This is a genomic window from Psychrobium sp. MM17-31, from assembly GCF_022347785.1.
Classification (GTDB): Bacteria; Pseudomonadota; Gammaproteobacteria; order Enterobacterales; family Psychrobiaceae; genus Psychrobium.
The window spans coordinates 942756-949412 of sequence record NZ_JAKRGA010000002.1 but is presented as its reverse complement, the minus strand read 5'-3'; the positions used below and the strand labels follow the sequence as shown (position 1 = coordinate 949412).

The 6657-nt window shown below is 41.0% G+C and carries 7 protein-coding genes and 2 rRNA genes; 8 read left to right on the top strand and 1 reads right to left on the bottom strand.

Annotation, left to right across the window (positions count from 1 at the left end; translation table 11 throughout):
* From MHM98_RS08855 to MHM98_RS08845, 3 genes are all read left to right on the top strand, one after another.
* Positions 1-234 (top strand): 23S ribosomal RNA (locus MHM98_RS08855); the annotation flags it as partial.
* 111 nt (positions 235-345) lie between these two features.
* A 5S ribosomal RNA gene (rrf, locus tag MHM98_RS08850) occupies positions 346-461 on the top strand.
* Positions 462-972: 511 nt separating this feature from the next.
* Positions 973-1518: a hypothetical protein gene (locus MHM98_RS08845; RefSeq protein ID WP_239438890.1), complete on the top strand. Its 546-nt coding sequence runs from the start codon at positions 973-975 to the stop codon at positions 1516-1518.
* On the opposite strand, the gene MHM98_RS08840 is transcribed toward MHM98_RS08845, so the two are convergent.
* The gene (locus MHM98_RS08840; protein WP_239438889.1) at positions 1515-2444 is read right to left on the bottom strand and encodes a pyridoxal-phosphate dependent enzyme; all 930 of its coding nucleotides are present in this window, start codon (positions 2442-2444) and stop codon (positions 1515-1517) included. The two genes, MHM98_RS08845 and MHM98_RS08840, sit on opposite strands and share 4 nt — an antisense overlap.
* 123 nt (positions 2445-2567) lie before the next feature.
* On the opposite strand from MHM98_RS08840, the gene MHM98_RS08835 reads away from it, so the two are divergent.
* Genes MHM98_RS08835 through mshL form a run of 5 tightly spaced genes read left to right on the top strand, consistent with a single transcriptional unit; the run spans position 2568 to position 6657 of the window.
* The gene (locus MHM98_RS08835) at positions 2568-3407 is read left to right on the top strand and encodes a hypothetical protein (RefSeq protein WP_239438888.1); all 840 of its coding nucleotides are present in this window, start codon (positions 2568-2570) and stop codon (positions 3405-3407) included.
* Position 3408: 1 nt separating this feature from the next.
* Positions 3409-4008 (top strand): PilN domain-containing protein, encoded by a 600-nt coding sequence (locus tag MHM98_RS08830; RefSeq protein WP_239438887.1) that lies wholly within the window; start codon positions 3409-3411, stop codon positions 4006-4008.
* The gene (locus MHM98_RS08825) at positions 4008-4661 is read left to right on the top strand and encodes a hypothetical protein (RefSeq protein WP_239438886.1); all 654 of its coding nucleotides are present in this window, start codon (positions 4008-4010) and stop codon (positions 4659-4661) included. Before MHM98_RS08830 ends, MHM98_RS08825 begins: the two co-directional genes overlap by 1 nt.
* The gene (locus MHM98_RS08820; protein ID WP_239438885.1) at positions 4648-4992 is read left to right on the top strand and encodes a hypothetical protein; all 345 of its coding nucleotides are present in this window, start codon (positions 4648-4650) and stop codon (positions 4990-4992) included. The genes MHM98_RS08825 and MHM98_RS08820 overlap by 14 nt, the downstream gene beginning before the upstream one ends.
* Before the next feature lie 3 nt (positions 4993-4995).
* Complete coding sequence (gene mshL / locus MHM98_RS08815; protein WP_239438884.1) at positions 4996-6657, top strand: pilus (MSHA type) biogenesis protein MshL; 1662 nt, start codon at positions 4996-4998, stop codon at positions 6655-6657.

The following is a 6657-nucleotide window of genomic DNA, read 5'->3' as shown; positions in this document are numbered from 1 at the left end:
GTGGACGAACCGCTGGTGTTCGGGTTGTCATGCCAATGGCATTGCCCGGTAGCTACGTTCGGAATCGATAACCGCTGAAAGCATCTAAGCGGGAAGCGAGCCTCAAGATGAGTTCTCACTTTGACTTTAAGTCAACTGAAGGGCCGTCGGAGACTACGACGTTGATAGGCGGGGTGTGTAAGCGTTGTGAGGCGTTGAGCTAACCCGTACTAATGACCCGTGAGGCTTAATCATACAACACCTAATGTGTTTTAGAGACCTCAGAAATAACAAGACATTTGTTGTTAGAAGAACAGAATTAAAGCTCTTTTGAAGAGCAAGCTTTCTAGATTGTAAAAGTTTTAGTTTGGTAACCATAGCAAGTTGGTCCCACCTGATCCCATTCCGAACTCAGTAGTGAAACGACTTAGCGCCGATGGTAGTGTGGGGCTTCCCCATGTGAGAGTAGGACATTGCCAAACACCTATTTAGAGAAAAGCCCCCGCATTGATTGCGGGGGCTTTTTTCGTTTCTGCGTATTGAAATATTTCATCGATTCATTTGAGAGCAACGCATAGGCGGGGAGCTTCACTCTAAAGCGCTACCGCGCAGTCTTACTCTCGACGTTCAGCCGTGGGCTTCATTCGCTACATCCATGTAGCTCACCCTTCGGGCGGCTGACGCCGTGCAAAATGGCTTTCCTGCCATTTTGTCCCCAACTTGTCACGACGAGCTGTGTTAGTTCGCTGGACTAACGGTCTTGTCGCGCCTGAGTAGGACACCGCTCTTACGCATCCTGCGTTCGCGGTATTAGTGCATCTCGGCAATGGTCTCCATGATTGCTCTACCTCCTGAATCCCTTCAGTCGCATACACGTCATTGCCAAATACCTATTTAGTTGATTGTTTCTGGTATTAGATCATTAAAAGCAATACTATCTATCGAGTTTGTGAAATTCGAATTACCAACATCATTGCTAAATGGAAATTAATTATGAAGTACCTATTGATCATCATTACACTTGTTCTCACTGGGTGTGCGTCGACTAATTCATCTATAAATAAAACAAGCGTTGTCGAAAATAGAGAGAAAAATAGCCAAGAGGAACCTTCTTTATCGCAACGTATTTACTTTTTTCAACATCGACTAATTCCTAAATGGACACTTGAAACCGAAGGGCGTTTTTTTGATGATCTTGTAGCTGGAAATCTTGATAAGCTACGAGACAGTGCGCGTGAAATTGTATCGATTGAATATGGAGATAAAGTTACTAGTGAAGCTATAGATGGGCATGACGCTGTGTTAATCTCGTTTCCCACACCTTTGGAAGCGCCTCATTGTTTTTATGTTGTGATTCTTAAAGAAGGACTGTCATATAGTTATTACACTTATGAAAAAACGTTGTCACTAATGGAGAATGATCCCGTCATTGGAGTTGTTGGTAGTTGGTCAAAAGATGGCACTCATGGCAATCTGGGGCCTCGCACGTATCGTGATTCGGCGACTTTTATTAAGGACGTATTGGCTAAAAAAGGTTAATTGATTATTCCACGTTGTTTCAAACCGTTAAGTCCCTGTAATCCACCAGTATGGATAAGGGTAACTGATGAATGTGGTTTAAAATAATTTTCTCGAACGAGTTGATAAAAAGCAATCATCATTTTTCCATTGTAGATGGGTTCTAGTTGGATAGCGTGAGTAGTTTCGAATTGCTCGATAAAGGTTACTAGTTCAGGCGTCACTTTACCGTAACCACCTTGATGGAATTCTGTAAGGAATTGGAGCTGATGCACATTGCACTTTGCTAAATCTATTATTTCTTGTTTTAAGTAGTCAGCTTTTTTCAATACAGGAATACTGATGAGTGTTTGTTCGGGTTGCATTGCCTTTAATATGCCTGCGCTAGTACCGCCGCTGCCACATGCCGTTATTATAAACTGCGCTTTTTCCTTTGGGATTTCCTCTACCATTTCTGCCAATCCTAACAGAGCTAAGTCGTTAGTTCCTCCTTCGGGAACAATTAGCGCGTTGGGGTATTTGTCTTGAATTTCACTAAGATAATCTTGATCAAATCTTCTGCGGTAATCACTGCGGTTAACAAACTCTATATGCATTCCTGCTTCCTTGGCATCACGAATAGTCGGATTGTTGGGATCGTATTCACCACGAATTATACCAATTGTTTTTAGACCATTAGCTTGGCCAGCAAAGGCTAACGAATGGATATGGTTGGAGTAAGCACCGCCAAAGGACAAGACTTCGTTATAGCCTTGTTGTTTGGCATAGAGCAGATTGTATTTGAGCTTTCGCCACTTGTTGCCGGAGATTTGAGGATGAATTAAATCATCGCGTTTGATGTAAACTTTGATTCGATGCTCATCGAATAATGGGTCGCTAAGTTGTTGTAATGGTGAAGAGACAGTTGAATGTAACAAAATTTTGTCGCCTTGAGTGATTTTCGTCACTATTTGCTTGCATGCCTGATTTAATTAGGGATAATCTTATTTATCAAATATTTGACACGTCAAGGAAATGTCTAAGTGCTAGCTAAGCTGTTTCGCAAAAAACAAGCCGTTACGAATTGTAAGGTGAGCATTGTATTACAACCAGCAAGCGTTACTGTGGCTGTGCTTTGTGAGCAGGAGCCAATGGTGAAGCAGTTGGCGTGTCCAGATCAAAATTACGCAAATACCATTTCTGAATTATTACATGAGCAATCAATTAGCGGCGCTAATTGTTATGTGGTGCTAGCCCATGGCATGTATCAAATGACGCAGATTGATAAGCCAAGTGTTCCTGAGGCTGAATATAGCAAAGCACTGAGCTTTAGTGCAAAAGACTTCTTTACTATTTCCCCTGAAAATCAGTTGCTAGATTACTATCAGAATGTCAGTAATGTTCCTAATAATAATAAGCTCAATGTAGTCGCAGGTGATCGCCAAGTCATTGAGCCAGTATTAGACATTTTAAAAGATTTAGAGCTCAATCTAATCGGTATTTCTATTGAAGATATTGTACTGACAAATTTTGTGAAAGATGAAAATGCCAATTTGGTGATTTTTCACAATCCTGGCTCGCAGTTGTTACTTGGTATTATCAAAGATGGCGAACTTTGTTTTAGTCGTCACATCCACGGCTATGACAATTTGCATCAGTTAAGTGAGATTGAATTTGAGGCGGGGATCCTTGGTAATCTTGGCCTAGAAGTGCAACGCTCAATTGACTATGCAGTGGGGCAGTTGAAGCTTGAGTCTGTTAATAATATTTATGTTTGTGTTCAAAACTTCGATTCGCAATACATCGTAAGTAGCCTGCAAGAGCTATTTGATACTAAAGTTTCTATTTTAAAGCCTTTCGATGCCGACGAATTTGAACGTTTCCCGATGAACTATGCAGCTTTTGATGAGCTAGTAATGGAGGCGTCGTAGTATGAAGTCGCGGATTAACCTCTATTTACCTGAATTAAGACCAGTTAAAGAAGTTCTGCCGCTTAGCCAAAGTGTAACTTATATGGCTTTGAGTTTATTTGTCGCAGTGCTTGTTATTGGCGGCTTTACCTACCTTAACCAACAGTTGAAAGCAGATAATCAGCGTTTTCAAAGTGAACTCCGATTGCAAGAAGCTATCTTGGGTGATAAATCAAATGAGCTGGCTGCGGTAACCACTAATTCACCACTGCTTAATGATATAAAGGCAGCGAAGGCAAAAACCGCTGAAAAGAAAGTAATTTTGGCAACCCTAAGAAGATCTTTTGATCGCAATGACGGCTTTTCAGCGTTATTTGAAGGTTTAAGTAATATTGATATGAATGGTGTTTGGTTAACCGCAATTGAAAGCCGAAATGGACAATTGAGCTTTGCCGGTAGCGCCCTTAAATCACAAGCAATCCCACGTTGGGTTGAAGCTATGGAGCAATCTCCCGTCTTTAGTGGCCACAGTTTTGCAGGATTAGAAATTCAGCGAGAAGACGACTTAGTTAATTTCACGCTGCAAAATTCCGGCAGTACGATAGCAGAGGAGTCGCAATAATGAATTGGGATATGTTATCGGAAAAGCATGCCGCGCTTGCGATGCGCGAGAAAGTATTAGTGCTGGTAACCGCTGTTATTCTTATTCTATTTCTTAGTTTTAACTTTGTGATTGAACCGCTTTATAAAGAATACAGCCAGTTAAATAAACAAGGTGAAACGACAAAGCAATCGATTAGTGCGATTGAAATTGAGGTGGCCAATATTGAAGCTAAACTCAACGCCGATCCACTTAAGAAACTGCAAGAAGAATTGCGATTACTTAATGTAGCGCATGAAGAACAAGTTAAGCGATTAGAGAGCTTTCGTTTATCGTTAGTTGGCAGCGATGAAATGTCAGGTTTGGTAAAAGCGTTAGTTAATGAGAATAAGCATTTATCAGTGCTTTCGTTACGCTCTTTAGCGCCAGAACCTATTTTATATAAAGATAATGACAGTACAAAACAGCCGTTACTTTATCGTCATGCCATGAACATTAAATTAAAAGGGCGCTATTTTGCGCTGCTTAAATTTATGCAAAATATCGAGGCTAAGAAGAAATCAGTATTGTGGAGCGATATTAATTATCGTGTCGAAAAGTACCCAGAAGCTGTGATTTCTTTTGAGATTTACACCATCAGTACTGATAAGGAGTTTATCGGTGTTAAAGCTTAGTTTATTAATAATCACTACGTTATTGACCTTTGGTGCTGCGCAGAGTATTGCCGTGACAGATCCAACTAAGCCGCCAGTACTGGTACAAAAACAGCAACGTGCTGTTGGCGAGAAGATTGAATCTGGTCAAGTGCTACTTACGCTTAATGGAATTCAAATAAAAACAAAGAGTAAAATTGCCATTATTAACGGACAATCATTGCGTGTTGGCCAAGGGATTGCAGGGCAAATAATTACGTCAATTTCGAAAAATAAAGTGGTATTAGCATCAGGTAAAGAATTAACTTTATTTGATAAATCACAAGTCACTGTTGCGAAAAAGGGTTCATAACTGATGTCTCGAATTAGCCTAACTAAATTAGCTATTGCCTGTGCGACATTATCGTTGGCTGGTTGTCAGATGACGCCGGTAAATGAGGAAAAAGCGCATATTCAGAATGCGATTAATTCAGAAGCAAAACCGCAACCGCAAAAAGCGGCGGAGTTTGTTGTTCCTGCCAATATTCAGCAGAAAATGATGCCGGCGGCAATGAATAAAGTTCCAACCGTGTTAGAGAAACGTTTTGATATCGCTGCCAATGGTATTGATGTTAAGAGTTTCTTCTCAAGCTTGGTTGAACAAACGCCATATAGCGTAGTTTTCCACAATGATTTAACTGGCACTTTATCTTTAGACTTAAAACAAGTGACCTTGTCAGAAGCTATCGATGCGGTAACTGCGTTGTACGACTATCGCGTTGAGCGTGAAGGCAACATTCTACAAATTTTTCCAGCCAGCCTAACCACAGAAACCTTTAGCTTTAATTATTTGATGATTAAGCGTAACGGTATGTCTAAGTCGAGTGTGTCTTCTGGCGGTATTACTCAAAATCAAAATGGCAATAACAGCGGCGGTAATAATTTCGGTAATAGCAATAATAACGGCAATAGCTTTAACAACTCTGGCTCTAATAATGGTCAGGGAGGCAATGGTGTTAATGGCACCTATATCGAATCACAGTCGGAGACTGATTACTGGAAAGAGCTTGAAGGAACGCTGTCTAACTTAATTCGCGGCGAAGGCCGTCAAGTCATTCTTAGTCCTCAAGCTGGTTTGGTAACAGTAAAAGGTTATCCGAAAGATATCGCGACAGTGAAAGATTTCTTAAAGCGCTCGGAAGAAAACCTGCAACGTCAGGTCATTCTTGAGGCTCGCATCATTGAAGTTACATTACACGATGGTTACCAGCAGGGCATTGAGTGGCAAAACCTGTTATCAAATATCGGTACCAATAACGTCACTGATTTTAATTTTAAAACAAGTGCCGCTAATGTCTCTGACGCGGTAACTTCAGCGCTAGGCGGTGTGGCGTCGATTAGTTTTAAAAATGCAGACTTTGCTGGCGTGGTAAATCTATTGAGTACCCAAGGCGATGTCAATGTACTTTCGAGTCCGCGTATTACAGCGATTAATAATCAAAAAGCCGTCTTCAAAGCCGGTAATGATGAGTATTTTGTAACTGATGTTTCTTCTGCCACCAACAGTGTTGGTAGCAATGTGGTTTCTAATCCTGAAGTGGAATTAACGCCATTCTTCTCTGGTATTGCATTAGATGTAACGCCACAAATCGACGATGAACAAAACGTACTATTGCACGTTCACCCATCGGTTATTGAAGTGGAAGAGCAGCAAAAAACCATTGAATTGCAGGATGGCACTTTCCAATTGCCATTAGCCAATAGCTCTATTCGCGAGTCAGATACCATTATTAAATCGGCCAGCGGTGATGTGGTTGTTATCGGTGGCTTGATGAGTTCACGCACTCTAGATAATACATCTAAGGTTCCGTTATTAGGCTCTATCCCAGTGCTTGGCGAACTATTTACCAATCGCAAGGAAGAAGTAAAGAAAACCGAACTTATCATTCTAATTAAACCAGTGGTTGTTGGTAAAGGAACTTGGCAAAACCAGCTTAAGAAGTCGAAAGCACTGTTAGATAAGTGGTACCAAGAGTAG